Origin of the sequence: Stenotrophomonas nitritireducens, assembly GCF_001431425.1 — a bacterium.
Classification (GTDB): Bacteria; Pseudomonadota; Gammaproteobacteria; order Xanthomonadales; family Xanthomonadaceae; genus Stenotrophomonas; species Stenotrophomonas nitritireducens.
Genome location: NZ_LDJG01000023.1, coordinates 66,048 through 89,771, shown reverse-complemented (window position 1 = coordinate 89,771; position 23,724 = coordinate 66,048). Strand labels below are relative to the sequence as shown.

The following is a 23,724-nucleotide window of genomic DNA, read 5'->3' as shown; positions in this document are numbered from 1 at the left end:
CTGCTTATTCGTTGTCGTCATCGCCTGCCTGATTGCTGTCGGCCGATTGCACATAGCCGCCGCCCGGCCCCACGCGCACGTTGCGCGCCGGCACCACGGTGGAAATGGCGTGCTTGTAGACCATCTGGCTGACCGTATTGCGCAGCAGCACCACGAACTGGTCGAACGATTCGATCGTGCCCTGCAGCTTGATGCCGTTGACCAGGTAGACCGAAACCGGCACGCGCTCGCGGCGCAGTGCGTTCAGGAACGGGTCCTGCAAGGATTGCCCCTTGGACATCTTCAACTCCTAGTTATTGTTCTTATGGGCCGGCGCGGCTTCCCCCGCCGCGCCGGACTGCCGATGGTACACCGCCGCACGCCCGCTCACCTTGCCAGAAACAGGGAAATCGCCTCGTGCAGACGCGGCATGTCGGTGGCCGGGTCGAACCAGCGCGCGTCCCGTTCGCCGCGCAGCCAGGTGAGCTGGCGCTTGGCCAGCTGGCGGGTGGCGAAGATCGCCTTGTCGCGGAATGCGGCCGCCTCGTCCTGCCCTTCCAGGAACTGCCAGGCCTGGCGGTAACCCACCGCGCGGATCGCCGGCAGGTCCAGAGGAACCGCCACGCCGGCCATCGCCGGCAGGGCGCGCAGGCGCCGCACTTCGTCGAGGAATCCCTGTTCGAGCATCAGGTCGAAGCGGCGCTCGATGCGGGCGTGCAGCACCGCGCGGTCGGCCGGCGCCAGCACCAACTTGAGCACGCGCGCCGGCAGGCGGGCGATGCCGGGCAGCGCCTGCCAATGGCTGATCGGCTTGCCGGTGAGCCGGTAGACCTCCAACGCGCGCTGGATGCGCTGCGGATCGGTGGCATGGATGCGCCCGGCCGCGGCCGGGTCGACCTGCGCCAGCTGCGCGTGCAGCGCCGGCCAACCCAGCGCCTCGGCTTCGGCGCCGATCGCCGCGCGGACGGCCGGGTCGGCCTCCGGCATCGGCGAAAGCCCCTGCAGCAGCGCGCGGAAATACAGTCCGGTGCCGCCGGCCAGGATCGGCAGCCGGCCGCGGGCGACGATGTCGCGCACCGCGGCGGCCGCATCGGCGGCGAACTCGGCGGCCGAGTAGCTCTGCCAGGGATCGCGCAGGTCCAGCAGATGATGGGGGATGCCGGCGCGCTCGGCTTCGTCGGGCTTGGCCGCGCCGATTTCCAGCCCGCGGTACACCAGCGCCGAATCGACGCTGACGATCTCGCCGCCATGGCGCCTGGCCAGTTCGATCGCCGCCGCGGTCTTGCCCGAGGCGGTAGGCCCCATCAGCGCGATGGCCAGCGGCCGCGCGTCGGCCGCCATCAGTCCTCGTCCGGCCAGCGCGGCATTGCCGGCCGATCGGCGCGCGGCGCCGGCACCGCGTCAAGCGCCGCCAGCACCTTCAACGCATCGACCGTGGCGGCCACGTCATGCACGCGCACGATCTTCGCCCCGCGCTGCACCGCCAGCAGGTGCGCGGCGACCGAGCCTGCCAGGCGTTCGGCGGCGACACCACGCCCGGTGACCTCGCCGATGCAGCGCTTGCGCGACAACCCGGCCAGCAGCGGCACGCCCAGCGCCAGCAGTTTTTCCTGGGCCGCGAGCAGCGCGAAATTCTGCGCGGTGTCCTTGTTGAAACCGTAGCCGGGGTCGACCACCAGCCGGTTGCGGGCGATGCCGGCCATCTCCGCGGCGAAGATCCGCTCGGCAAGAAAACGCTGCACGTCGCCGGCGACATCGTCGCTGTCCCAGGCCATGCCGGCGTCATGCGGCCCGCCGACCGCGTGCATCAGCACCACGGCGGCTCCGGAATCTGCCACGACCTCCAGCGCACCGGGCTGGCGCAGGGCCTGCACGTCGTTGACCATGCCGGCGCCGGCCGCCAGCGCCGCGCGCATCACCTCCGGCTTGAAGGTGTCGACGCTGACCGGCACCGGCACGCGCGCCACCAGCGCCTCGATCACCGGCACCACGCGGTCGATCTCCTCCTGCACCGATACCTGCGCGGCACCGGGCCGGGTGGACTCGCCGCCGACATCAAGCAGGTCCGCGCCCTGCTCGACCAGCGCCAGCGCATGGGCGATGGCCGCATCGGTATCGAAGTGCCGCCCACCGTCGGAGAACGAATCCGGGGTGACGTTGACGATGCCCATCACCCGCGGGCGGTCAAGCCGCAGCGGTCGGCCGGCGCAATCCAGTACCGGTGACGTATCGAACATCAGCGCCGGCTCCTCGCCCGGACCACGGTGCCGAGCACGCTGAGCGCCACGCCCAGCACGATGCCGATGAAGATGCCCGTCAGGTAATGACCGGTCTTCACCCCGAAAGCGACGCCGGCCACGGTGGCGATCACCATTTCGGGGATGTGGGTGGAGGTATTGGGAGCGGGAGTCTGGGCGGTCATTCGGCAAGCGGCTGGGGCACGGTGGCCCATTGTCTCCCGCGGATGCGGTCACCGGAACCATCGAGGCTGAAGGGGGGGCTTCCATAGTGAAAAGCCTGCGGGCGTGGAAGCGGAGCTGCCCGCGAGGCCCGTGCCCGTGCTTTCCCGGGAGCCGGGAAGCGGAACACCCGCGGACAGGCGCCCTCCGCGGATGCGCCAGCCCACCACGGGCCTGGTTGCCGGCTCCCGGAAACACGACGGGCCGGAATATCCGGCCCGTCGTGTTCAACATCCTGACAGCAGGTTAATGCTGCCCGGCCGGATCGCTGATCGGCGCCACCGGGCGTTCGTCGCCGCCCTTGTCGCCGTCCGACGGGTCGCTCTTGCCCTTGTCCACCCAACCGGCCGGCGGCGAGGGCTTGCGGCCTTCCATGATCGCCTTGACCTGCTCGGCGTCGATGGTTTCCCAGTCCAGCAGCGCGGCGGTCATGGCCTCGACGATGTCGCGCTTGTCCTCCAGGATGCGGCGCGCCACGTCGTACTGCTCGTCGAGGATGCGGCGGATCTCCGCGTCCACCTTCTGCTGGGTGGCCTCGGAAATGGTCTTGCTGTGCATGCCATAGCCGGCTTCCTCGTCGGCGTAGACCATGGTGCCCATCACATCGGACATGCCGTACTTGGTGACCATGCCGCGGGCCAGCTTGGTGGCGCGCTCGAAGTCGTTGGAGGCGCCGGTGGACATCTCGCCGACGAAGATCTCCTCGGCGATGCGGCCGCCGAACAGGATCGCCAGTTCCTCCAGCATGCGGTCCTTGTACTTGCTGATGTGGTCGTGCTCGGGCAGCTGCCAGGTCACGCCCAGCGCCCAGCCGCGCGGCATGATGGTCACCTTGTGCACCGGGTCGGCCTTGGGCAGCGACATGGCGACAACGGCGTGGCCGGACTCGTGGTAGGCGGTGTTGCGGCGCTCTTCCTCGCGCATGACCATGCTGCGGCGCTCCGGACCCATGTATATCTTGTCCTTGGCGTCCTCGAAGTCCTGCATGCTCACTTCCTGCTTGCCGCGGCGCGCGGCGAACAGGGCGCCCTCGTTGACCAGGTTGGCCAGGTCGGCACCGGAGAACCCCGGAGTGCCGCGCGCCAGCACTTCCGGCCTGACGTCGTCGGCAGCCGGCACCTTGCGCAGGTGCACGCGCAGAATCTGCTCGCGGCCCTTGATGTCGGGCAGGCCGACCATGACCTGGCGGTCGAAGCGGCCCGGACGCAGCAGCGCCTTGTCGAGCACGTCCGGACGGTTGGTGGCGGCGATCACGATCACGCCCTCGCCCCCCTCGAAGCCGTCCATCTCGACCAGCATCTGGTTCAGGGTCTGCTCGCGCTCGTCATGCCCGCCGCCCATGCCCGAACCGCGGTGACGGCCGACCGCGTCGATCTCGTCGATGAAGATGATGCACGGCGCATGCTTCTTGGCCTGCTCGAACATGTCGCGCACGCGGCTGGCGCCGACGCCGACGAACATCTCGACGAAGTCCGAACCGGAGATCGCGAAAAACGGCACCTTGGCCTCGCCGGCGATGGCGCGCGCCAGCAGGGTCTTGCCGGTGCCCGGCGGACCGACCATCAGCACGCCGCGCGGGATCTTGCCGCCCAGCTTGGTGAACTTGGACGGGTCGCGCAGGAATTCGACCAGCTCGCCGACTTCTTCCTTGGCCTCGTCGCAGCCGGCCACGTCGGCGAAGGTGACCTTGATCTGGTCCTCGCCCTGCAGCTTGGCGCGCGACTTGCCGAAGGACATCGCGCCCTTCGCGCCGCCACCGCCGCCCTGCATCTGCCGCATCATGAAGATCCAGAAGCCGATCAGCAGCAGCACCGGCAGGAACTGCAGCGCGATGCTCCAGAAGCTCGGGCCGGTGGCCGGCTTCATGCGCACGATGTCGACCTTCTTGGTGTAGAGCTGGTCGATGAGCTTCTCGTCGCGCGGCGCGTACAGCGAGCCTTCGCTGCCGTCGCTGCGCCTGAAGCGGATGGCATTGGTGGTTAGGGTCGTATCGTCGGTGAACTCCACCGACTTGATCCGGCCCGCGTCCACTTCCTGCAGGAACTGGGTGTAGTTGTTCGCGTCACCGGCGGTGGGCGTGCCGCCGCGCGGGGCGAAACTCTGGAACACCACCATCAGCACGACGGCGACAACCACCCATAGCAGGAGGTTCTTGGTCAGGTCGTTCATCCTCATCGGCTCCGGCGTTCCTCTAATTTCTGACGCGATTCGTATGGTGTCGAGCTTACTTGATCTGCGGACGCTTGCCCTGGCCCAGGGCGTAGACCTCGGGCGAGCGCTTGCGCGAGGCTTCCGGCTTGCGGATCACGACCTTTTCGTAACGGCGGCGCATTTCCCGCACGTAGTCGTCAAAGCCGACGCCCTGGAACAGCTTGATCAGGAACGCCCCGCCCGGCTTGAGATGGTTGTCGGCGAAATCCATCGCCAGCTCCGCCAGGTGCATCATCCGCGGCTGGTCCACCGCATCCATGCCACTCTTATTGGGGGCCATATCCGACAGGACAAGGTCCACCGGCTGGCCGCCGAGCATGGCTTCGAACTGGGATAGGACGGTTTCTTCCCTGAAGTCACCATGAAGGAACTCGACACCGGCCAGCGGCGGCATCTCCAGGATGTCCAGCGCCAGCACCCGGCCGCTGTCGCCCAGTTGTCTCCGCACCTGCTGCGACCAGCCGCCCGGCGCGGCGCCGAGGTCGACCACCACCATGTTCGGCTTCAGCAGGCGGTCGCGCTGGAGCAGTTCCTCCAGCTTGTAGGCGGCGCGCGAGCGCATGCCCTCGGACTGCGCCTTCTTCACGAAGGGGTCGGAGAAATGCTCCTTCAACCAGCGTTGACTGCTCTTGCTGCGGGACATCGGAATGGGGCCTGTAGGGGTGGGCATGATACCCTGAACCCCCTTGATAACCCGTAATCACTGCATGTCCATCGTCCTCACCCCGGCCCAGAACCGATTCCTGCGCGGCATGGCCCACGATCTGAAAGCACTGCTGCAGATCGGCGGCAAGGGAGTCACCCCCGCCTTCCTGGCGGAACTGGACGAGGTGCTGGAACGCCACGAACTGATCAAGGTGAAGGTCGCCGCCGAGGACCGCGAGGCGCGCGACGTCATGGTCGGCGAGCTGGTCGACGCCAGCGGCAGCGCGCTGATCCAGCGCATCGGCCACGTCGCCGTCCTGTACCGCCCGGCCCGGGAAAAGCGCCAGATCGTGCTGCCCCGCGGCTGACCGCCGAGAAGCCAAAGATGCAACTGAGCCGCGAACTGCCCGACTACATCTATTCCCTGCGCTCGGCCGACGGCCAGCAGGCCCGGGTCAACGACCGGACGCTGGCGCGCAGCTTCATCCTCTCTCCCGATCAGTTGATCGAGGACTGGGCGGTGGCCGCGGTCGGCCGGCTCACCGTGGCGGACCTGGCTCCGGCGCTGGAACAGAACCCGGCCGTGCTCATCCTCGGCACCGGCGAGCAGCAGGTATTCCCGCCGGTGGAGGTCATGGCCGCCTGCCTGACCCGCGGCGTGGGCATCGAAGTGATGAACAACGCCTCGGCGGCGCGCACCTTCAACGTGCTGGCCGGCGAAAACCGCCGCGTGGTCGCGGCGTTCATCCTGGAAACCGGCGGCAACTGACGCCGCCCTCCACGCGGCGGGCAACGCCGCGATGGGGCGCATCACCCGATCCCAGGCACGCCCTGCGGTCAGCGCAATGGCTCGCCCTTGAACCAGCAGACGAGCAGGAGAAGCAGGACCACGCCCGTGTTGCACACGATGAAGCGGACGGGATCGGCTGCAGGAGGGAAGACCACGAAGTTGGCCACCAGCAGCACCGCCGCTACCGCATAGGCGAGCCATCCCTGCCACGCCAGCGGCCATCCCCAGCCCCATCCGAGCTCCTTGGCGGCGAACCAGTAACGCGGCTTCCCCATTCTCTTTCTCCTTAACCGGTACCGGTCGGGCGCGCACGCCTGCCCTGGTCGCGCCGCTGCGCTTTGCGTTCCAGCAGGTCGAACAGATAGTGGAAGACTCCGACCATCAGGCCCATCACCAGGCTGCGGGACAACAGTGCCATGCCCATCTGCGCCGCCAGCGCGGCGCCGAGCACGCAGCCCACCATGATGCCCAGCGTGCCCAGCCCCTGCAGACGACGCCAGCCGAAGGCGCATGCCAGCACCCTCAGGACGGCGTAGATCGGGAACACCACGAAACAGGCTTCCTTCAGGGCTTCGACGAACGGCATTCCTGTCCTCCCTCGCCCGGGTGGACGGACCGCCAACCTGCGATCTTCATGCGCCGGCCCTGCGGTGGCCCCACAGCGCCGGCCATTGCAGCAGGGGTGTACCGGGGGCGCCTGCAACCCATCGGCCGCATCCATGGCGAACGCCCCGCACGCCGCACCGGGGCGGGGATCAGCCCGGATGGCGAATCAACCGTCAACGCGCCGGCAGGTACTGCAGCGGATCCACCGGCTTGCCGTTGTAGCGGATCTCGAAGTGCAGCATGTCGCGCGAGGTGCCGGTACGGCCCATCTCCGCGATCTGGTCGCCGGCCTTGACGTTCTGCCCCTCGTTGACCAGGCGCTTGCGGTTGTGGCCATAGGCCGACAGCCACTGGTCGTTGTGCTTGATGATGATCAGCTCTCCATAGCCGACCAGGCCGGCGCCGGAGTAGACCACCACGCCCGGACCGGCCGCGCGTACCGCCTGGCCGCTGCTGCCGGCGATGTCGATGCCCTGCTTGGTGGTCTCGCCGGCGACGAACCGCCCGACCAGCGCGCCGTCGGCCGGCCAGCGCCAGCCGATGCCGCTGTTGGCCGGGGCCGGGGCCGGCGTCGCCGCCGCTGGCGGCGTGGCCGGCCGCGTGGCGGCTCCACTGCTGCCGGTGGCAGGGCGCGAGGCGGTGGCGCCGCTGCCCGGATACAGCCGCAGCGTCTGCCCCGGATAGATCGCGTTGGGGTTGGACAGGCCGTTCCAGGCCGCCAGGTCGCCAGGCGTGATGTTGTGGATGCGGGCCAGCGCGTACAGCGTGTCGCCACGGCGCACCACCGCGGTCTGCCCGGGCTTGGGCACCGATGTGCGCGGAGCCGCCGGCGCCGCCGATGCGCCGCCCGAAGGCCGCACCACCGTGGCCGTGCCGCAGCCGGCCAGCGCCGCGACCAGCAGCATTGCCGCCGCGCCGGCGGACGCCTTGAACGCGCCCTTGAACCTCACCTCTGCACTCATGCGAATTTCGTCCTCCATACCAGCCAACCCACCAGGCCGACGACCAGCGCGGTCGCGATCCAGCCCAGCGGTTCGATCCAGCGCCGCAGCGCTTCGGCCGCGCGCGCGCCGCCGAAGCGGATCACCGCGGCCAGCACGAACACACGCTTGCCGCGCCCGACCAGCATGCTCAGCACATATTGCGGCAGCGGCACCCCGACGATACCGGATGCCCACGTGAAGACCTTCATCGGGATCGGCATGAAGCCGCCCAGCACCAGGAAGGTGAACACCGCCCACGGCGATTCGACCATCTTCGCCTGCAGCGTGGCGATGCCCGATTCGATGGCAGGCAACATGCCCAGCGCGGCGAACAGCGGCTTGAGCGCCTCGAACGCATAGTGGCCCAGCGCATAGCCGACCATCGCGCCGACCATCGAACCGGCCAGGCTCAACGTGGCGAAGCGCCAGCCCTTGCGCGGCTGCGCCACGCACATCGGCATCAGCATCACTTCCGGCATCACCGGGAAGATGATGGCCTCGATGAAGCTCAGCACCGTCAGGTAGGTGGGCGCGCGCCTGTGGCTGGCCCAGTACAGCGCGCGGTCGTACAGCGGCCCGAATATCTTCATCGTCGCGGGGTTTCCCTGTCAGTCCAGCGCGTTCAGTCCAGCATGCCCGACAACAGCGGCACGAAGCTGACCGGCGCCAGTTCCTCCTGCACGATGCCATCGGCCTGCCGGGTAAGTTGCAGCAGCACCTGCCCGCCGGGGCCGCCAACCGGCGCCACCAGGCGGCCACCAACGGCCAGCTGCCCGATCAATGCCTCCACCAGCGCCGGTGCGGCGGCGGTGACGACGATGGCATCGTACGGGCCGTGTTCGGGCCAGCCGATGCGGCCGTCGTCGTGCTTGCTGCGCACGTTCATGCCCAGCTGCCGCAGGCGCTTGCGGGCCTGGCGCAGCAGGTCGCCGATGCGCTCGACGGTGAATACTTCCAGGCCGACCGCCGCCAGGATCGCGGCCTGGTAGCCCGAGCCGGTGCCCACTTCCAGCACCGTCTTCGGCGCCACCTGCAGCACCGCCTCGGTCATGCGCGCCACGACCCAGGGCTGGGAGATGGTCTGGCCATGGCCGATCGGCAGCGCGGTGTCCTCATAGGCGCGCGAGGCCAGCGCCTCGTCGATGAACAGGTGCCGCGGCACCACCCGCACGGCGTTGAGCACGCGCTCGTCGCCGATGCCCCCGCCACTGTGGGCGCCGTCGCGCAGGCGGTCGACCAGGCGGTCGCGCACCCGCTGCGAGGTCATGCCGCTGCCGACCGCCTCCGGCGAAAGACGCAGGCGTGGCGTCATGCCTGGCGCCCCAATTTCGCGGACAGGCCGCCCACCCAGCTGGCCACTTTCTCCAGCGCCTCGTAGCGGGTCAGGTCGACCTGGATCGGCGTGATCGAGATGTGGCCGGTGCGCACCGCATGGAAATCGGTACCGGGGCCGGCATCCTGCTCGGAACCGGCCGGGCCGATCCAGTACACGGTGTTGCCGCGCGGATCGCTGGCCGGGATGCAGGCCTCGGCGCGATGGCGGTTGCCCAGCCGCGTCACCTCGAAGCCGCGGATCTGCTCCCACGGCAGGTCCGGCACATTGACGTTGAGGATGGTGTCGGCCGGCAACGGATCGGCCATCAGCCGCGCCACGATCTCGATGGCGGCGCGCGCGGCGCTCAGGAAATGCTTCGCTTCATGGCGCTGGGTCACCAGCGACACGGCCACCGACGGCAGGCCGAGGAAACGCCCCTCCATCGCCGCCGAAACCGTGCCGGAATAGATCACGTCGTCGCCGAGGTTGGCGGCGTTGTTGATGCCCGAGACCACGATGTCCGGCTCGTGCTCCAGCATGCCGGTCAGCGCCAGGTGCACGCAGTCGGTGGGCGTGCCGCTCACCGCGCAGGTGTAGTGGTCGATCCGGCGCAGCCGCACCGGCCGGTCCAGGGTGAGGGAATTGCTGGCGCCGGAACGGTCGCGGTCCGGCGCCACCACGGTGACCTCGTGGCCGGCATTGCGCAGCTCCTCGGCGAGCATCCTGATGCCGGGGGCGTCCACGCCGTCGTCGTTGCTTACAAGTACGCGCATTGAAGACCTGAATCGCTGAATCCATGACGGCGCTCCCGCTGCCTCGCCGTCCACCGCCATCCCGTCGGTGCGCTGCGCACCGGCCGGCATGGCCCGATCCGGCATGATACCGGAATGCGTCCATCGCCTTCCCGTGACGCCATCCGCATTGCCGCAGCCGTTACGCTATGCGCATGTCGCACCCTGAAGACCAAGACGACGGCGCCCTGTTCCGCTCGGCCATCGGCGAAGTGACGCCGCTGCGCAAGGTGGGCGCACCCGCCACCACCCGGCCGCGCCCCAGGGCGCGCGCGCGCATGGCCGAGCAGGACGAGGCCCAGGCGCTGGGCGAATTCGCCCGGCTGCTGCATTCGAGCACGCCGCTGGAAGCCGGCGACGTCGCCAGTTACCGCCGCGACGCCCTGCCTCCGGGGATGTTCCAGCGGCTCAAGCGCGGCCAGTACGCGGTGCAGGACGAACTGGACCTGCATGGCGCCAATGCGCTCCAGGCCGAGCACCTGCTGCGCGGATTCCTGCTCGAAGCCCATGCCCACGAACATGGCTGCGTGCGCATCATCCACGGCAAGGGCCTGCAGTCCGATGGCGGCGCGCCGGTGCTGAAGAACCTCGTCGACCGCCTGCTGCGCCAGCGCAACGACGTGCTGGCCTTCCATTCGGCACCGCCCGCGCAGGGCGGCACCGGGGCGCTGCTGGTGCTGCTGGCACGGCGTTGAGCCGGCCCCGTCGCTTGCCCGTCCCGCTGCCAGCCCGGCCGGCGATGCTCAGAACGGCAGGGCGCCCGCCGTGCGGCCCGCGGCCGGAGGCGGCGCCGGCGGCGGCGCCTGCTGGCCCTTGACCGCTTCGGCCTCCTCTTCGCCGTTGACGTAGCCCACGCGCGCCGGCTCGCCCGGTTCGATCATGGCCGCGGCGCCGCCGGCCTTGCGCGCGGCGGAAATCGGACCACTGCCCTTCTGCTCCGGCAATGCGATTCCGGCCGCTTCGGCCTCCTTGCGGGTTGCCGCATCCCAGATGTCGCCGGGGGCCGAGCCGGCATCGTTGCCCAGCGTCTCCAGGGCCTGCTGCTTGGCCTGCCCGCCGTCCATCAGGTCGCTGGTATCGGCGCTGCCCAGGCCACGCAGGTCCTCGCCCAGTTTTTCCCTGCGCGCGTCGATGGCCTCGTCGGCCTGGTGCGAGCCGCGCTGGATGTCCGCGCCGGCCCGGCCGATGTCGTCCTTGGCGCCCTTGACCGCGTTGGCGATTCCTCCCAGCTGGCCGATCTTCTCGCGTACCGGGTTCCAGGCCAGGCCGGCGAACCTGTCGCCCAGCCCGAACACGTCGAGCAGCAGGTTGAACAGGGGGAAGGTCAGGTTGCGCGCGAGCAGCGCGGCCATGCGCGGCAGGTGGCCCAGATAGGCCTCCATGGTCAGCTGCCTGCGGGCCGCGGCGTCGGCATAGGCCTGCCCCAGTTCCTCGAACAGATCCTGGGCCAGGAACAGGTACAGCGCATTGAGATGCTTCGCCTGGCTGTTGACGAACTGCCGCACCAGGTCGGCGGCCTTGTTCTTCAGCTCCTCGGTGCCGGGCACGAGATTGCCGGTGCCCAGCTGTCCCTGCCCCAGGCCATCGACGACATCGGTGCCGCGCCTGCGTTGCGCGTCGGCATCGTCGTGGCCCGGTCCGCTGTCCTTGCCGAAGATCAGCCCCCAGATCAGTTCGACGATGCGGCTGGCGATGGCGTCGTGGATGGCGGCCATGAACAGGCCGGGATCCGGCTTGCCCAGGCGTCCATGCAGGTGGCTGTAGATTTTCGGCAGCACCACCTGGGCGATGTCGCAGCTGATGCCCACATGGAACGCCAGGAATCCCGGCAGCCCGCCTTTCAGGCCGAGCCCGCCGGCAAGGCCGGCGGCCACGACATCGGCCAGTGGCGGCACCGGCGGCGTGGCCTGCGGGTCCCCCTTGAACACCGCGAAGCACGCGCCCAGCGCGGCCGCGGCCTCGGCCGGGACATTGGCCTGCTCGGTTTCGGCGGTGGCCAGCCAGCCGGTGATGTCGCCCAGCGAATCGCGCGCGTCCCGGCGCGCACCGGCGATGCCTTCGCGCACGCTGCCCAGCGGGCTTGCGACGCTGCCGCCGGGGTCGAAGCCCTGGAACGAGGGCAACCCCTGCAATGCGTCCTGCGCCTTCTGCAGGGCCTGCTCCGGAGCACTGGCCGCGTCGCCGCCCCCGCCCTCGGCCGCCGCCCTGTCGCGCAGGAACCAGATGTCGTAGGTAGGCCGCCAGTCCGCCTTGATCGCCGCCACTGAATACTCGTGGACCGCCTTCATCAGCGGCCATTCGTAGGCCACGCGCGCTTCGCGGAAGATCGCCATGTAGCAGTCCTGCGCCTTGAACAGCCATTCGGGAATCTTCGCCACCACCTCCGGTACCGCGCCCGGAATCAGGTTGGCCCCGGGCAGGGTGGGCAGGCCCGCGCCTCCGCCCTCGCCCGGCTTGAGCGCGCTCATGCAGGCGACATTGAGATCCGCCCAGGCCTGGGCGAGCGCCTTGCCGGCATCGTGCAGATCGGTGTACGTCGGCGCATCGCGGTTGGCCTTGTCGCCGGCGCTACGGATGCGTTCCAGGATCGGGTCGATCGATTCAGGCCCCGGCGACGCCTGCTTTTTCCCGCCGAACAGCGAACCTGCCGTTTCCAGCAGCGCGCCGGCGGCGCCCTTCGAATCCTTGACCTGCTGCAGCACGCGCCGGGCCGAGCTGGCAAACGACCAGAGCAGGATGTTCTCGCGCAGCAGCGCATCGCGGAAGGCGATGCCATGGCTGCCGGCCTCGCCGGCAAAGGTCTTGACCGCATCCGGGTGGACCCAGCCCAGGTGTATGAACTCGATCGGCGGGTCGATGGACAGGGCATTCTCCTTCTTCCTGCCCCCGTCCTCGCCCGCCGGTGCGTTCTGCACCGCGCCGCCAACGGCGTCCTGTCCGTCGGCCAGCGATCGGCCTTTGATGAAACGCACGGTGCCCGGCGCGCTCCCTCCCGCCTTGCCGGCCAGGTCGCCGGCCAGCGCATCGATGGCATTGCCCACCACGTTGTCGGTGGCCTTGTCGGCCAGCCCCTTGGCCGTGTCGCCCAGTCCGCCCAGTCCCATCGTGATTCTCCCTTCGTCCGGCTCAGACGTGCAGGTCGCGCAGGGCGTCGCGGGTAGGCCCGTCCATCTCGCCGCTCTGCTGCAGGCCGTTCTCGGCCTGGAACCGCAGCAGCGCCGCGCGGGTGCCCGCGCCCGCCTGTCCGTCCTCGCCTCCGCAGTCGTAGCCCAGGTTGAGCAGGCGCTGCTGCACGCCACGCGGTTCCTCGACCGGTTCCAGCAGGCCGATGGTCAGCGGGTACTGTTCGCGGCCCTCGTTGAGCGTGAGCATGGCGGTGGCGACCTCGCCGGGGATCGGCTGGTCGATGCGTCCCTGTCCGTCGGTGCTGCCGGTGATGACCGTATCGGCGAACACCAGGGTGTAGGGTTCGTTCCCGCGCGGCTCGCCCATGCTGGTCAGCTGCAGCTTCAGGCGCGTCGGCTCGCCCTTGCGCCTGAAGCGGTGGCGGGCATCGGTGGCGCGCGCCTCCTGACGCCGGCCCTTGGGCGGCAGGAACACCTTGTCGCCGGCCACCAGCTGGTTGGGATTGGGCCGCTGCGACCGGATCCGGCTGTTGTTGCCGTGCTCCCACAGCGTCTTCCACAGGTAGCCGTTCTTCTTGGCGATGGCGGCGATGCCTTCGCCGGCCGATACCGTGTGCCACGACCCCTGGTCGGACCCGCTCATGCCGGCTCCCATGCTTTTTCGTCCAGATCCGGAAAGGTGACCTGGCAGTCGCCCGGATCGAGGCCTGCCACCCGGTAGACGCCCTTGTCGTTGGTGGTGCCGGTGCTGACGCTGCCGTCGGGCAGTTCCACCCGCACCATTTCGCCGGGCACGGGCCTGCCCGCCTCGTCCAGCAGCTCGACCTCGATCCAGTGGATCTTGGCCGGGTCGGGCTTGTGATCGGGCAGGGCTTCCGGCGGCCTGCCCCCGCGCACCTGGCCCAGCGGCCCGGTCTCCATGGGCTTGCCGGCCAGGGCGGTGAGCGCGGCGGCCGGCGCCAGCGCCGCCAGCGGCGCGACCAGCGCGCCGGCCTTGCCGGACTGCTGCGCGCCACCGCTGTTGATCTTGGTCATCGGTCCCTGGATATCCACGCCGGCGGCGCTGATCGCGATGAAGCTGCCGCCGACCTTCAGGGTGATGTTGCTCCCGGCCTCGAGCACCAGGTTGGCGCCGGCCTTGAGGTAGAGGTTGCCCGCGGCCTGGTGGCTGGAATCGGCGTTGACCGCCACGTTGTGCGCCGCCCCGACGCTCAGCGACAGCGAGTCGGCGATCCTGACCGCCTGCTTGCCATCGACCTTGAGCGAGTCGTCGCGGACGATCTCGGTGATGCGGTCGCGCTCGACCCGGTTGCTGTGGTCGCGCCGGGTGGTTTCCAGCCGGTCGCGCTCCACGGTCAGGCTGCGGTCGTTGCCGACAAACTCGCGGCGGTCGTTGCGCGTGCGCAGATCGACATCCTTCTGCGCGTGCACGAACAGCTGCTCTTCGCCCTTCCTGTCCTCGAAGCGCAGTTCGTTGAAGCCATCGCCGCCCTTGGACGAGCTGCTTTTCAATGCGGTCCGGGTCGCTTCTGCAGGCAGCGCGTACGGCGGGGTGTTGGCGCCGTTGTAGACGCAACCGGTAACCAGCGGCGCGTCCGGGTCGCCCTCGATGAAATCGACCACCACCTCCATCCCGACGCGCGGGATGAACAGCGCGCCCCAACCGCGCCCGGCCCACATCTGTGCGACCCGCAGCCAGCACGAGCTCTTGTCGTCACGCTGGCCGCGCCGGTCCCAGTGGAACTGCACCTTGATGCGGCCATGTTCGTCGCAGTGGATCTCCTCGCCTGCCGGGCCGACCACCATCGCCGTCTGCGGGCCGGGCATCGTCGGCCGCGGCGTGCGCAGCGGCGCGCGCCACGTGGTGTCGTGCGGAATGACGGTGAAGGTGTTGGTGTAGCGCGCGTTTCCCTCGACCAGGTTGTTGCGGCCCCGGTGCTGCACGCTGACCACCAGGTAGTCGCGGTTGAGCGCGTCGTCGGGGTGGTCGCTCAGCCCGAACACATAGCCGGGCGACATCATCCGCGCGTTGCCGGTGCCCTGCAGCGTGTCGTGGTCGGTTTCCTCGATCTCGACCAGCAGCTTGGCCAAGCGGTCGCCGCCATCCTGTTCGGTGTAGTGCAGCGGCGGGTGCACGAAGCGCTCCAGGCTGCGGTTGTCGCCCATCTCCAGCACCGATTCCATCGACGATTCCAGCAGCGTGGCCGGCCGCTTGAAATCGAAGTCGCGCAGGGTCACGCGCCCGCTGCGCAGGTGTTCGCGGCGGGTCAGGGTCAGTAGCAGGTCGTCGTCGTCCTTCTCCACGTCGCTGGCCGCCAGCGCGAAGCGCAGCTCCCTGGGCCGCATCTCCGGATTGCGGTCGCGGTTGTCGGTGAACACCCACACTTCGGCCTCGGCTTCGTGCCGGAAGAAATAATGGATGCCCGAAGCTTCCAGCAGGCGCGAAAGGAAGGCGAAGCTGGTCTCGCGGTACTGCACGCAGTATTCCAGCGGCGGGTAGCTTTCGTTGAGCTGGAAATCGAAATCGGCCAGGCCGAACTCGCCCAGTATCTGCTCGGCGATTTCCACCACCGACAACTGCTGGAAGATGCGGCTGTCCTCGTGCAGCTGCAGTTGCCATACCCACGGCACCATCTGCGCCTGGTAGACGGTAGCCTCGTCGTCGCCGCCCAGCTGGCGGACGCCGGTACGGCCGAAGGCGACGACCACGCCGGTCCAGAAGCGCCTGTCGTCCAGCGTCTCCAGCTCCAGCCGGACACGCTTGCCGATGATCGCCGCCGGCTCGATGGCATCGTCCAGCGACATCAGCGTGAGGTTGAACTCGAACAGCTGCGACAAGCCTTCGCTGCCCTCCACCGCATGCACCAGCAGGGCATCCTCGCCGAGCGGGCTGACCAGGTTGTAGGCGCGGTGGGCGGTGCTGAAAGGCATGGCGGCTCGGTCACCGGGTGGCGGCCGGCACATGCTCGCGCGTGGGCTGGTGGCGGCGGTATCGGCCAGACGGGTTAGCCCGATGGTGGGAGGACGGCGGCCCTGGCCTCATTCCAGCGCATAGGCGAAACGCCCGTCGTCGCCGACGCTGACGTGGATGCTGCCGAAGCTCCGGCCCTGGCCCATTCGCACCAGCACCTCGCCGGCCACTTCCGGCAGCAGGCTGCCGGTGAGGATGTGGTCGATATTGCGCGCGCCCGAATCCACCTCGGTGCAGCGGGCGGCCACCGCGTCCACCAGTGCATCGTCGTAGTCGAGGCGGGCGTTGTGGCTGGCCTGGATGCGGCGGGCGATCTTGCCGAGCTTCAGGCGGACGATCCTGCGCATGTTGGCGTCGTCCAGCGGGTAGTACGGGATCACCGTGGTGCGGCCGAGGAAGGCCGGCTTGAACACCGCGTTCAGTTCCGGCTTGAGCAGTTCGTTGAGCGCGGCCACGTCCGGCGGCTCGGGATTGCCGCGGCAGGCGCGCATGATCAGCTCGGTGCCGGCGTTGGAGGTGAGGATGATGATGGTGTTGCGGAAATCGATCTCGCGGCCCTCGCCGTCCTCCATGCGGCCCTTGTCGAACACCTGGAAGAACAGTTCCAGCACGTCGGGATGGGCCTTTTCGATCTCATCCAGCAGCACCACCGAATACGGCTTGCGCCGCACCGCCTCGGTGAGCACGCCGCCTTCGCCGTAGCCGACGTAGCCGGGAGGCGAGCCTTTGAGCGAAGAGACGGTATGCGCCTCCTGGTACTCGCTCATGTTGATGGTGATCATGCTGCGTTCGCCGCCGTACAGCAGCTCGGCCAGCGCGATCGCGGTTTCGGTCTTGCCCACGCCGCTGGTGCCGACCAGCAGGAACACCCCCTTGGGCTTGTCCGGGTCTTCCAGGTTGGCGCGCGAGGTGCGTACGCGCTGGGCGATGGCCTCCAGCGCATGGCCCTGGCCGATCACGCGCTGCTCCAGGTTCTCGCGCAGGTTGAGCACGGTCTGGATTTCGTCGCCGACCATGCGCCCGACCGGAATGCCGGTCCAGCCGGCAACGATCTGCGCCACCGCGTTGGCATCCACCACCGGCAGCACCATCGGGTTCTGGCCCTGCAACTGCGCCAGTTCGGCGCGCAGGGCATCGAGCGCGGCCGTTTTCCCGGCGCGCTCGGCCGCGTCCTCGGGCAGCGCTTCCAGTTCGTCCAGCGCGGCCAGGATGCGCCCGACCAGTTCGCCCTCGCCCCGCCAGCGCAGCTCCAGCGATCGCAGCCGTTCGGCCACGTCGGCCTGTTCGGCCTCGAGTTCGGCCAGGCGCGCGGCATGGTCGGCGCCGCCCGCCGCCTCACGCCGCAGCTGGGTGTGCTCGGCGGCCAGCACTTCGCCGCGCCGGCGCAGGTCCTCGATCTGCGCCGGGGTCGCGCCCTGCCCCACCGCCACGCGCGCGCAGGCGGTGTCGAGCACGCTGACCGCCTTGTCCGGCAGCTGCCGGCCGGCGATGTAGCGCGAAGACAGCTTGACCGCATCGCGCACCGCCTCCTCGAGCACGCGCACGCCATGGTGGGCGGACATGGCCGCGGCCACGCCGCGCAGCATCGCCACCGCGCGCTCGTCGTCAGGCTCTTCGACCTTGACCACCTGGAAGCGCCGGGTCAACGCCGGGTCCTTCTCGAAATATTTCTTGTACTCGCTCCAGGTGGTGGCGGCGATGGTGCGCATCTCGCCGCGCGCCAACGCCGGCTTCAGCAGGTTGGCGGCATCGTTCTGGCCCGCCTGCCCGCCCGCGCCGATCAGGGTATGCGCCTCGTCGATGAACATGATGATCGGCCGGGGGCTGGCCTTGACCTCCTCGATCACGCCTTTCAGGCGGTTCTCGAATTCGCCCTTGACCGATGCGCCGGCCTGAAGCAGCCCCAGGTCCAGCGACAGCACCTCCACCCCCTGCAACGGCGCGGGCACGTCGCCGGCGGCGATGCGCGCGGCCAGTCCTTCGACCACCGCGGTCTTGCCGACGCCGGCCTCGCCGGTGAGGATCGGGTTGTTCTGGCGGCGACGGGTGAGCACGTCGACCATCTGCCGGATTTCGCCGTCGCGGCCCAGCACGGGATCGAGCCTGCCCTCGCGCGCCCTGGCCGTCAGGTTCTGGCAGTACTGGTCCAGATTGGGCGTGGCGCTGGGCGCGCCGCCGGCGCTGCCGGAACCGGGCGCGATGTCCGCGCCGGCGGGGGCGCCAGCGGCGTCGCCCAGGCCGCGCGCCTGCTTCGCCTCCGCCGAAGCGGCGACGATGGCGTGGAAGTTCTGCAGCAGCGTTTCCAGGTTGACCGGCGCCAGCACGCCCGCCGCGTCGCCCAGCAGGCGGCGCAGTTCGGCATCGGCCAGCAGCGCGACCAGCAGGTGGCCGCTGCGGATCTTCGATTCGCCGAACTCGATCGACGCCCATCCCCAGCCGCGCTCCAGCAGCAGCGGGATATGCGCGCTCAGCGCCGGGGTGCGCTGGTTGCCGGCATTCAATCCGTCCAGCGCCTTGCCCAGCGCGCGCTCCAGCGCATCGGCCGGCACCTCGAACTGGCGCAGGATGCGGTGGAGGTCGGTGTTGTCCGCTTCCAGCAGCTTGACCAGCAGGTGTTCGATCTCGACGTCGTAATGGGTCCGCGCCAGGCACAGGCCGGCGGCGCCCTCTATCGCCGAACGGCAGGTGGCATCCAGGCGGGAGACCAGGGAACGCAGGTTCAGTGCCATGACGGGCCTCTCATTGCGTGAAATGGAATTCGCATTCGTCGGCCGGGCGGCCGTGGCGCTGGCCGCGCAGCCAGGTGTTCCAGCCCAGCCGCGGGCGGTCGGGGCCGGCGCCGCCCAGCGCCAATGGCGGCACTTCGTCCTCGCGCAGCAGCAGGCCGATGCGCAGGTCCATCGACAGGCCGGTGAGGAAGCGCGCCAGCTCGGCGATGTCGGCCAGCAGCTTCTGGTCGGGCAGCAGGGCCCGGAAGCGCGGGCGGTCCAACGGCCCGACCCGCAGGCGCAGGGTGATCTGGCGGTCCCAGTAGCGCGGACCGAGCACGCCTTCGCCCAGGCGCTGGCGCGCGCCGAGGCGGATGCGGTCGCGCGCCGGCGCCGGCTGCCAGGTCCCCGGACAACTCTCCACCGTCACCGGCGCGCCCACGCACTGCCCGATCACCTGCGACAGCGCCCCCGCGCCGTGGGGCCGCTGCGAGATCAGCCCGGCGAAATAGCCGATGGCCGCCGAGGGCAGCGCGCGCCGGCCCGCTCCTTTCTCCACCGCCGGCGCGGCGCCCTCTTCCAGCCGTGCCTGCAGGGCCGGCGTGCCCAGGCCGACCAGGTGATGCACGTAGCGCAGGGGCGCGTTGCGGAAGCCGAATTCGCGGCCTATCTCCGGGCGGTACTTGCCCCAGGCCTGCCAGAACAACGACAACGCGCGCTGGTTGAACAGGTCCAGGAAATCCTGGGTGGGGCGCTCGCGGCGCTGCTTCAGCTCGATCAGGTGCTCGGTGTAGTGGCGCGGCAGCACGCCGCTGGGGCCGGTCAGCCCGAGGAAATTGACCCCCATCCGCCAGTCCCCGCCTTCCTGTTCCAGTGATGCCAGTTCGGCCACCGGGAAGGACAGCGAGGCCGGCGTGGCGAACCGCACCGGTCCGGGCCGGCCACCGCCGCCGCGCCCGTCGAAACCGGCGCTGGCATACAGGATGCGTACCGCCTGGAAGAACCCGAATGCCAGCGGATCGGCCTGCAGCCGCTGCAGCGGCGCGGCCGCGGCCTGGCCGGGCAGGGCCTGCAGCCCATCGGCCAGGCCCGTCGCGGCGGGGAGCGCGCCGTCCATGCTCACACCAGCGGCCATGCCCCCGCGCGCGGCGGGAAGCGGGCCAGCTCGCCTTCGCGCTGCAGCGAGCGCACGGTCAGCCGCGTATAGGAGTTGGCGGTGCAGTACAGGCCGAAGAACACGTCCAGCACCCGCGCCAGCACGTAGATGCCGCTGCCGACGTACTGGCTTTCGTCGAAGTCGATCTCGATGTCGGTGCCGCGCACGAAGGCGCGGCGCGGCGGCATGCCGATGGCGGTCAGCGAGGGCGTGCTGCGCACCTGGACGATGCCGGCGATCTGTTTGCGCAGGCTGGCCGAATCGGCGTAGTTGTACAGGCTCAGGATCTCCAGCAGCGCGTCGCGCCCGCCTTCGACGATCGACAGGTGGTTGAGCGCCAGGTGGGAGATCAGCCGCCACTGGTTGGCCAGCCGCATCGGCGCGCGCCAGGTCGGCGTGGGCTTCTTCAGCAGGCGCGCCTGGCCGATGGCGCCGCCGCGCTCGACCTGCAGCACGCTCTCCTCGCCGCCGAACGGCAGCTGCGACGGCAGGTCGCGGTTGGTGCAGGTCAGCGACAGCGACAGCGTTTCCACCGCCGGCACGGTGGGGTCCATGTTGCGGTCGACCAGGCTGATCGACAGTTCGGTGCCTTCGTCGTCGGCGCGCAGCGAAGGCTGCCGCTGCCCGTACCAGTGACAGGCGTCCGGGTCGTCGTGCAGGCCGTGGCGCACCGAGTAGAACGGCTCGAACTCGGTGACCTTGCCGGTGTCGCCCTGGCGGGTGAGGCGCCGTACCGAATCCACCGAGTACACCTCCAGTCCCAGCGGGCGGCGCGCATCGGGAATCACCGGGTATTCGTGGCGCTCCTGGGTCAGCCGGATGGGCTCGGCCTGCTGCTTGAACAGGTTGACGATGGGCGTGCAGTTGAGCCTGAAGGTATCGGCGGTGACCGCCTGTTCCAGCCGCGCCAGGCGCTCGGGCCGGCCGAACGCGCCGATCTCCAGCACCAGTTCGGCCTGCTGGCCGAAGCCGGACAGGTCCAGCCCATCGACCTGGAAGAACAGGAATTTCTCGGGCAGCGCGAAGTATTCCTGGATCAGGCGGTAACCGAGGAAGGAGCGCGCGTCGTAGTCGAGCAGCCCTTCGTCCTCGTCGAAGCCCACCGCCCGCAGTGCCGCCGCCGGCAAGGCCACGCTGCGCCCGCTGTGCGGATCGCGCAGCGACACCGCTTCGGTGGCGTTGAGCACGATCTCGTGCAGTGCGTGCGCCAGCGGGCTTTCGCCATCGATGTGGAAACGCAGGCTGTGCAGCGCCAGTTTCGCCAGCGGTTCGCTGCCGCTGGCGCGCAGCGCGATGCGCAGCGTCGCCACCCGGCTCGCCGCGCCCAGCGCGAAGGCCGAGCGTTCGGCCGCTTCCAGCTTCGCATCGGCCACCTGTATCGGCCACACCTGCACCGGATAGGCGGTGCGGTAACGCACCGGCATCCCCTGCACCGGGCGGGTCAGCAGCAGGGTGTCGCGCGGCACTTCCTGCATCGTGGTCAGTTCCACCCCCGGCGCCGGATGCAGCTGCGCAATCGACATCGACGGCACCGGCCGCAGGAAGTGCGGATACAGCACCGACAGCAGCGCCTCGGTGACCTGCGGGAATTCGTCGTCCAGCTTCTTGTGGATGCGCGCGGAGAGAAAGGCGAACGACTCGATCATCCGCTCGACGTGCGGGTCCTCGCAGACCTCGCCTTCCAGCATCAGCTGCGCGGCGATCTTCGGGTAGCGCCCGGCGAACTCGCGCGAGAGCCGGCGCAGGTAGGTGAGTTCGTTCTCGTAATAGGGCAGCAACTCGTCGAGCATGGCTACCTGTCCGGTGGCCCCGGCCTATGCCTGAAGATGGGCCAAGCCTAGGCAGGAGGACGGAGCCCGCCCATTCGCCGGATGGGATAGGCCATGCCGCCAGCGGGCCGGCCGGCAGCCGCTCAGCGCGGCGCGGTGCGCCTGCTGCCCGCTTCCAGGATCGCCTTCCTTTCGGCGAATTCGGCGTTGACCCGGTCGATGCGCGCCTGCCGCGCCGCTTCGTCCACCCAGCGGCCGTCGCGGGTGCGCCGCAGTTCCAGCGAGTGCTCGATCTGCGCGAACGGCAGCAGCACGCTGTCGTTGGCGGCGATGAAACCGGCCAGCTTGTGCACGCGCTGCAGGTGCTCGAGCTGCGCCGCCGCCTGCGCGCTGCGGCCGCGCGCATAGTCCAGCAGGAAACGCCGCACCTGTTCCTTGTCCGCGTCCGGCAGGTCGCGCGCGGTCACCAGTACCGCATGCGGGATCACCGCCGAGGTCCACAGCACCCGCAGCTGCGCGTTCTGCCGCGGGAACCTTTTCGCGAACCGTTCCATGTCGGCGGAATTGTTGCTGCACAGGTCCACTTCGCCGTTGGCCACGGCCAGCGCGTTGTTCTGGTGGTTGTCCACCTTCACGCTCTTGAAGTAGGAATCCGAATTCACCCCGCGGCGGGCGAACAGCTGCGCCTCCGGGGCCAGGTAGCCGGACACGGACACCGCTTCGCCACGCGCATAGCTCCAGCGCTTGCTGCCCGAAAACACCGTCTCCAGATTGGGGATCGGCCCGTCCTTGTGCGCCAGCAGCACAGCGCGGTAACCGGGTGCGCCATCCAGCCGCGCCAGCTGCACGGTCACGTTGGCCTTGCCGGCCAGCACGCTGTCCAGCGCCAGCTTGCCGGAAAGAAAAGCCACGTCCACGCGCCTGTCCAGCACCGCGCGGTACATGCCTTCATAGGTGCTGACCGACACGCCGATCACCGGGCGCTTCAATGCTTTGGACATATCGTCCAGCACCGGCTGCCAGTCCTCGCTGGATTCGGCCGGACCGCCGGTAGGCAGGATGCCGAAGCGCAGGGGCGGCGCGCCGCTGTTCTGGCCGGACGCGGACAGGATGCCCGCCCCCAGGCTGGCCAGCAGGGCAAGGCGGATAAGCGCGCGACGCGACATGGCATCCATGGCCGTGACCGTTCGGGGACCCCGGAGGGACGCCATTATGGGCACGCCCTGTCGCCGCGTCACGCCGCCATCCGCGTTCAGGACTCCACCATGCGCCGGGAGGCCACCACCGCCTCCACCCGGTTGCGCACGTTGAGCGCGCGGAAGATCGCCGCCAGATGGATCTTGACCGTGCCTTCGCTGATGCCCAGGTCGCGGGCGATCAGCTTGTTCGGCTTGCCCTGCGACAGCAGCATCATCACGTCGATCTGGCGGCCGGTCAGGATGCTGCGCAGCGAATCGAGTGAATGGCCGGTTTCCACCACCGGCGCCATCGCTGCCGGCGGCGTCCAGCCACGCGCCTGCACGCCGGCCAGCAGCATCGGCGGCACATAGACTCCGCCGGAAAGCACCAGGCGGATCGCCGACAGCATCACTTCCGGCGAATAGGCCTTGGGGATGAAGCCGTTGACGCCCAGTTCCAGCAGGACGCGGATCAGGTCCAGGTCCTCGGAGCCGGACAGCACGATCACCGGCGTGTCCGGCAGGCGCTGGCGCATCTGCGCGATGTGCTGGTAGCCGACCGCGCCGGGAATGGCGATGTCCAGCAGCGCCAGGTCCAGGTGTTCGACGCTGGCCGTCGCCCGCGCCAGACCGTCCATGTCCATGGCGACCACGCACTCGATATCGCCACCAAGCTCCATCAATTTGGCTTTCACGCCCTCGACGATGAGGAGGTGGTCGTCGGCAATCAAAACCTTCATGGAATCCTGTCCCCGGGGTGCGGCGGGATGCCGGCGCGGGTCCGGCCGCGTGCCATGCAGTGAACGGGCACGACCATAGTCCGCCGCCCCTGCCTGGGCAATAGCCGATACAGGCCGGATGGCCTAGTCCTCAGGCGATATGGCCGCCGGCATCGGCCAGCAGGAAAGATGCAGCGTCCCGCGACATGCGGCCAGCCCGGTTGCCATGAACCTCCCGCCCCGCCTCCTGACGACTCTCGCGCTTGCCTGCCTGCTCCTGGCAATGGGCGCGCATGTCATGGCCGCGCCGGCGGCACGG

At 69.5% G+C, this 23,724-nt stretch carries 23 protein-coding genes; 3 read left to right on the top strand and 20 right to left on the bottom strand.

Features of this window, described 5'->3' with window-relative positions; translation table 11 throughout:
- Nucleotides 1-4 precede the first annotated feature (4 nt).
- From hfq to rlmE, 6 genes are all read right to left on the bottom strand, one after another.
- The gene (gene hfq / locus ABB22_RS14145) at nucleotides 5-280 is read right to left on the bottom strand and encodes an RNA chaperone Hfq (RefSeq protein ID WP_054668644.1); all 276 of its coding nucleotides are present in this window, start codon (nucleotides 278-280) and stop codon (nucleotides 5-7) included.
- Nucleotides 281-366: 86 nt separating this feature from the next.
- Complete coding sequence (gene miaA / locus ABB22_RS14140) at nucleotides 367-1,320, bottom strand: tRNA (adenosine(37)-N6)-dimethylallyltransferase MiaA (protein ID WP_055769825.1); 954 nt, start codon at nucleotides 1,318-1,320, stop codon at nucleotides 367-369.
- Entirely contained in the window at nucleotides 1,320-2,216 is an 897-nt protein-coding gene (gene folP / locus ABB22_RS14135) for a dihydropteroate synthase (RefSeq protein WP_055769827.1), read from the bottom strand. Before folP ends, miaA begins: the two co-directional genes overlap by 1 nt.
- Nucleotides 2,216-2,401, bottom strand: coding sequence for a hypothetical protein (locus tag ABB22_RS18275; protein ID WP_152984192.1), 186 nt, complete (start codon nucleotides 2,399-2,401; stop codon nucleotides 2,216-2,218). Before ABB22_RS18275 ends, folP begins: the two co-directional genes overlap by 1 nt.
- Nucleotides 2,402-2,684: 283 nt before the next feature.
- On the bottom strand, nucleotides 2,685-4,607 hold the full coding sequence (gene ftsH, locus ABB22_RS14130) for an ATP-dependent zinc metalloprotease FtsH (protein ID WP_055769828.1): 1,923 nt from the start codon (nucleotides 4,605-4,607) through the stop codon (nucleotides 2,685-2,687).
- Between the two features lie 55 nt (nucleotides 4,608-4,662).
- Nucleotides 4,663-5,292 (bottom strand): 23S rRNA (uridine(2552)-2'-O)-methyltransferase RlmE, encoded by a 630-nt coding sequence (rlmE, locus tag ABB22_RS14125; protein WP_425477809.1) that lies wholly within the window; start codon nucleotides 5,290-5,292, stop codon nucleotides 4,663-4,665.
- Between the two features lie 64 nt (nucleotides 5,293-5,356).
- Between rlmE and yhbY the strand changes: the two genes are divergently transcribed.
- The gene (gene yhbY / locus ABB22_RS14120) at nucleotides 5,357-5,662 is read left to right on the top strand and encodes a ribosome assembly RNA-binding protein YhbY (protein WP_055769833.1); all 306 of its coding nucleotides are present in this window, start codon (nucleotides 5,357-5,359) and stop codon (nucleotides 5,660-5,662) included.
- Between the two features lie 17 nt (nucleotides 5,663-5,679).
- Nucleotides 5,680-6,063: an Mth938-like domain-containing protein gene (locus ABB22_RS14115; protein WP_055769835.1), complete on the top strand. Its 384-nt coding sequence runs from the start codon at nucleotides 5,680-5,682 to the stop codon at nucleotides 6,061-6,063.
- 68 nt (nucleotides 6,064-6,131) lie between these two features.
- Here the strand turns inward: ABB22_RS14115 and ABB22_RS14110 are convergent, their stop codons facing one another.
- From ABB22_RS14110 to surE, 6 genes are all read right to left on the bottom strand, one after another.
- Nucleotides 6,132-6,359, bottom strand: coding sequence for a hypothetical protein (locus ABB22_RS14110; RefSeq protein WP_055769837.1), 228 nt, complete (start codon nucleotides 6,357-6,359; stop codon nucleotides 6,132-6,134).
- 11 nt (nucleotides 6,360-6,370) lie between these two features.
- Complete coding sequence (locus ABB22_RS14105; RefSeq protein ID WP_055769839.1) at nucleotides 6,371-6,670, bottom strand: hypothetical protein; 300 nt, start codon at nucleotides 6,668-6,670, stop codon at nucleotides 6,371-6,373.
- 193 nt (nucleotides 6,671-6,863) lie between these two features.
- Complete coding sequence (locus ABB22_RS14100; RefSeq protein WP_152984191.1) at nucleotides 6,864-7,670, bottom strand: peptidoglycan DD-metalloendopeptidase family protein; 807 nt, start codon at nucleotides 7,668-7,670, stop codon at nucleotides 6,864-6,866.
- Complete coding sequence (locus ABB22_RS14095) at nucleotides 7,649-8,263, bottom strand: YqaA family protein (protein ID WP_057505286.1); 615 nt, start codon at nucleotides 8,261-8,263, stop codon at nucleotides 7,649-7,651. Before ABB22_RS14095 ends, ABB22_RS14100 begins: the two co-directional genes overlap by 22 nt.
- 32 nt (nucleotides 8,264-8,295) lie before the next feature.
- Nucleotides 8,296-8,985 (bottom strand): protein-L-isoaspartate(D-aspartate) O-methyltransferase, encoded by a 690-nt coding sequence (locus tag ABB22_RS14090; protein WP_057505285.1) that lies wholly within the window; start codon nucleotides 8,983-8,985, stop codon nucleotides 8,296-8,298.
- Nucleotides 8,982-9,761: a 5'/3'-nucleotidase SurE gene (surE, locus tag ABB22_RS14085; RefSeq protein ID WP_057505284.1), complete on the bottom strand. Its 780-nt coding sequence runs from the start codon at nucleotides 9,759-9,761 to the stop codon at nucleotides 8,982-8,984. The genes ABB22_RS14090 and surE overlap by 4 nt, the downstream gene beginning before the upstream one ends.
- A gap of 173 nt (nucleotides 9,762-9,934) precedes the next feature.
- Between surE and ABB22_RS14080 the strand changes: the two genes are divergently transcribed.
- Complete coding sequence (locus ABB22_RS14080) at nucleotides 9,935-10,474, top strand: Smr/MutS family protein (protein ID WP_057505290.1); 540 nt, start codon at nucleotides 9,935-9,937, stop codon at nucleotides 10,472-10,474.
- A 48-nt stretch (nucleotides 10,475-10,522) separates the two neighbouring features.
- On the opposite strand, the gene ABB22_RS14075 is transcribed toward ABB22_RS14080, so the two are convergent.
- The 8 genes from ABB22_RS14075 to ABB22_RS14040 all read right to left on the bottom strand — a co-directional run bounded on the left by ABB22_RS14075 (nucleotide 10,523) and on the right by ABB22_RS14040 (nucleotide 23,426).
- Nucleotides 10,523-12,883 (bottom strand): hypothetical protein, encoded by a 2,361-nt coding sequence (locus tag ABB22_RS14075; protein WP_057505283.1) that lies wholly within the window; start codon nucleotides 12,881-12,883, stop codon nucleotides 10,523-10,525.
- 22 nt (nucleotides 12,884-12,905) lie between these two features.
- Nucleotides 12,906-13,547, bottom strand: a complete 642-nt coding sequence (locus ABB22_RS14070; protein ID WP_057505282.1) for a PGRP and LysM peptidoglycan-binding domain-containing protein — start codon at nucleotides 13,545-13,547, stop codon at nucleotides 12,906-12,908.
- The gene (gene tssI, locus ABB22_RS14065) at nucleotides 13,544-15,835 is read right to left on the bottom strand and encodes a type VI secretion system tip protein TssI/VgrG (protein ID WP_057505281.1); all 2,292 of its coding nucleotides are present in this window, start codon (nucleotides 15,833-15,835) and stop codon (nucleotides 13,544-13,546) included. Before tssI ends, ABB22_RS14070 begins: the two co-directional genes overlap by 4 nt.
- 108 nt (nucleotides 15,836-15,943) lie before the next feature.
- A complete protein-coding gene (tssH, locus tag ABB22_RS14060) occupies nucleotides 15,944-18,604 on the bottom strand; it encodes a type VI secretion system ATPase TssH (protein ID WP_152984189.1) in 2,661 nt (886 codons plus the stop codon).
- A 10-nt stretch (nucleotides 18,605-18,614) separates the two neighbouring features.
- Nucleotides 18,615-19,700 (bottom strand): type VI secretion system baseplate subunit TssG, encoded by a 1,086-nt coding sequence (tssG, locus tag ABB22_RS14055; RefSeq protein ID WP_055769855.1) that lies wholly within the window; start codon nucleotides 19,698-19,700, stop codon nucleotides 18,615-18,617.
- Between the two features lie 2 nt (nucleotides 19,701-19,702).
- Nucleotides 19,703-21,529 carry a type VI secretion system baseplate subunit TssF gene (gene tssF, locus ABB22_RS14050; RefSeq protein ID WP_055769857.1) on the bottom strand — a complete coding sequence of 609 codons (1,827 nt, stop codon included), beginning with the start codon at nucleotides 21,527-21,529 and terminating at the stop codon, nucleotides 19,703-19,705.
- A 122-nt stretch (nucleotides 21,530-21,651) separates the two neighbouring features.
- Complete coding sequence (gene phnD / locus ABB22_RS14045; protein WP_235504305.1) at nucleotides 21,652-22,683, bottom strand: phosphate/phosphite/phosphonate ABC transporter substrate-binding protein; 1,032 nt, start codon at nucleotides 22,681-22,683, stop codon at nucleotides 21,652-21,654.
- A 77-nt stretch (nucleotides 22,684-22,760) separates the two neighbouring features.
- The gene (locus ABB22_RS14040; protein ID WP_055769862.1) at nucleotides 22,761-23,426 is read right to left on the bottom strand and encodes a LuxR C-terminal-related transcriptional regulator; all 666 of its coding nucleotides are present in this window, start codon (nucleotides 23,424-23,426) and stop codon (nucleotides 22,761-22,763) included.
- Nucleotides 23,427-23,724: the final 298 nt, after the last annotated feature.

Bases quoted from the DNA above. Each gene is read 5' to 3' on its own strand.
- hfq (WP_054668644.1), bottom strand. From the start codon at position 280: ATGTCCAAGGGGCAATCCTTGCAGGACCCGTTCCTGAACGCACTGCGC.
- miaA (WP_055769825.1), bottom strand. From the start codon at position 1,320: ATGGCGGCCGACGCGCGGCCGCTGGCCATCGCGCTGATGGGGCCTACC.
- folP (WP_055769827.1), bottom strand. From the start codon at position 2,216: ATGTTCGATACGTCACCGGTACTGGATTGCGCCGGCCGACCGCTGCGG.
- ABB22_RS18275 (WP_152984192.1), bottom strand. From the start codon at position 2,401: ATGACCGCCCAGACTCCCGCTCCCAATACCTCCACCCACATCCCCGAA.
- ftsH (WP_055769828.1), bottom strand. From the start codon at position 4,607: ATGAACGACCTGACCAAGAACCTCCTGCTATGGGTGGTTGTCGCCGTC.
- rlmE (WP_425477809.1), bottom strand. From the start codon at position 5,292: ATGTCCCGCAGCAAGAGCAGTCAACGCTGGTTGAAGGAGCATTTCTCC.
- yhbY (WP_055769833.1), top strand. From the start codon at position 5,357: ATGTCCATCGTCCTCACCCCGGCCCAGAACCGATTCCTGCGCGGCATG.
- ABB22_RS14115 (WP_055769835.1), top strand. From the start codon at position 5,680: ATGCAACTGAGCCGCGAACTGCCCGACTACATCTATTCCCTGCGCTCG.
- ABB22_RS14110 (WP_055769837.1), bottom strand. From the start codon at position 6,359: ATGGGGAAGCCGCGTTACTGGTTCGCCGCCAAGGAGCTCGGATGGGGC.
- ABB22_RS14105 (WP_055769839.1), bottom strand. From the start codon at position 6,670: ATGCCGTTCGTCGAAGCCCTGAAGGAAGCCTGTTTCGTGGTGTTCCCG.
- ABB22_RS14100 (WP_152984191.1), bottom strand. From the start codon at position 7,670: ATGGAGGACGAAATTCGCATGAGTGCAGAGGTGAGGTTCAAGGGCGCG.
- ABB22_RS14095 (WP_057505286.1), bottom strand. From the start codon at position 8,263: ATGAAGATATTCGGGCCGCTGTACGACCGCGCGCTGTACTGGGCCAGC.
- ABB22_RS14090 (WP_057505285.1), bottom strand. From the start codon at position 8,985: ATGACGCCACGCCTGCGTCTTTCGCCGGAGGCGGTCGGCAGCGGCATG.
- surE (WP_057505284.1), bottom strand. From the start codon at position 9,761: ATGCGCGTACTTGTAAGCAACGACGACGGCGTGGACGCCCCCGGCATC.
- ABB22_RS14080 (WP_057505290.1), top strand. From the start codon at position 9,935: ATGTCGCACCCTGAAGACCAAGACGACGGCGCCCTGTTCCGCTCGGCC.
- ABB22_RS14075 (WP_057505283.1), bottom strand. From the start codon at position 12,883: ATGGGACTGGGCGGACTGGGCGACACGGCCAAGGGGCTGGCCGACAAG.
- ABB22_RS14070 (WP_057505282.1), bottom strand. From the start codon at position 13,547: ATGAGCGGGTCCGACCAGGGGTCGTGGCACACGGTATCGGCCGGCGAA.
- tssI (WP_057505281.1), bottom strand. From the start codon at position 15,835: ATGCCTTTCAGCACCGCCCACCGCGCCTACAACCTGGTCAGCCCGCTC.
- tssH (WP_152984189.1), bottom strand. From the start codon at position 18,604: ATGGCACTGAACCTGCGTTCCCTGGTCTCCCGCCTGGATGCCACCTGC.
- tssG (WP_055769855.1), bottom strand. From the start codon at position 19,700: ATGGACGGCGCGCTCCCCGCCGCGACGGGCCTGGCCGATGGGCTGCAG.
- tssF (WP_055769857.1), bottom strand. From the start codon at position 21,529: ATGCTCGACGAGTTGCTGCCCTATTACGAGAACGAACTCACCTACCTG.
- phnD (WP_235504305.1), bottom strand. From the start codon at position 22,683: ATGGATGCCATGTCGCGTCGCGCGCTTATCCGCCTTGCCCTGCTGGCC.
- ABB22_RS14040 (WP_055769862.1), bottom strand. From the start codon at position 23,426: ATGAAGGTTTTGATTGCCGACGACCACCTCCTCATCGTCGAGGGCGTG.